This window comes from Grimontia marina (assembly GCF_900060185.1).
GTDB classification, from domain to species: domain Bacteria; phylum Pseudomonadota; class Gammaproteobacteria; order Enterobacterales; family Vibrionaceae; genus Enterovibrio; species Enterovibrio marinus.
In genome coordinates this window covers 1-843 of record NZ_FIZY01000194.1, presented here as the reverse complement: position 1 = coordinate 843, position 843 = coordinate 1, and the positions used below count along the sequence as shown (strand labels likewise).

Here is an 843-nt window from a genome sequence, read left to right as displayed (position 1 = left end):
TGCCACTGACAACCTCATTGCAATGTCGACATTGGCCTGAAAATAATCGGTACTCAGAGATATCGACCGCTGGCTTTGGTATTTCATGAACTTGATGTCGATAAAACGGGTTATTGTGAACGAAGATGTCCGATTGACTACAACACGGACACGTAGGATCAGGCAAGCAGTCGATGACAGTGTCCGTTTTCTTTAGTTTCGAGAGTTGTCGTTGACCCCTGAGTGACCCTGTTTAGCTCCTCTCGGATTGCGGTCACCAGAGCTTTGAGCTTTTTTCGCTCAGCCCGCTCTTTTGGGCCATCCGAAGACGGTGGTTTTGAAGAGTTAGAGCAACTGGTTTTCAGCTTATCTTCATAATGGCGAAGTTGTTCCCACAACTCTTCGATGAGTGCGTTAGCTTCATTGATATCAGAGGCAACAGGAGGAGCTTCTGCTAATTTGGATTTCTTCTTTTTCATACCTTCATCATGAAGGCTGTAAATGATCACTCAAGAAGAAAAAGTGGATCAAGTGCGGAGTGTCACACTTGATTGTCAATGGGGGACTGGTGAACGGTTACCATTAAAGAAGCTAAAAACGGGTTTACAAATTCAGCGCGCATAACCTTCTTCTACTGTTTTTATACTTTCAGACTTGAGGAACACGTTTGGCAAACACCGTGGGATTCAATAACGTGATTAACGATGTTAAAACCGTGTTTCTCAGCGTTGCTTGCTAGCAAGGCTATCAGACTATCATCTTGAAGTTCAATAACATTACCGCATTCGTCACAGATTAATAGGTGTGAAAAATGCTTATTAGCATTACAAGAGCAACATGAAATAAAGCTATTTGTTGACTCCA

At 42.8% G+C, this 843-nt stretch carries 1 protein-coding gene and 1 pseudogene; both read right to left on the bottom strand.

The features are described from left to right. Positions 1–458: pseudogene (locus GMA8713_RS25930) on the bottom strand (DUF6444 domain-containing protein); the annotation flags it as partial. Positions 459–619: 161 nt separating this feature from the next. Further along, positions 620–843 (bottom strand): transcriptional repressor (locus tag GMA8713_RS27130; protein ID WP_198159597.1); only part of this gene is annotated, 224 nt, incomplete at its 5' end.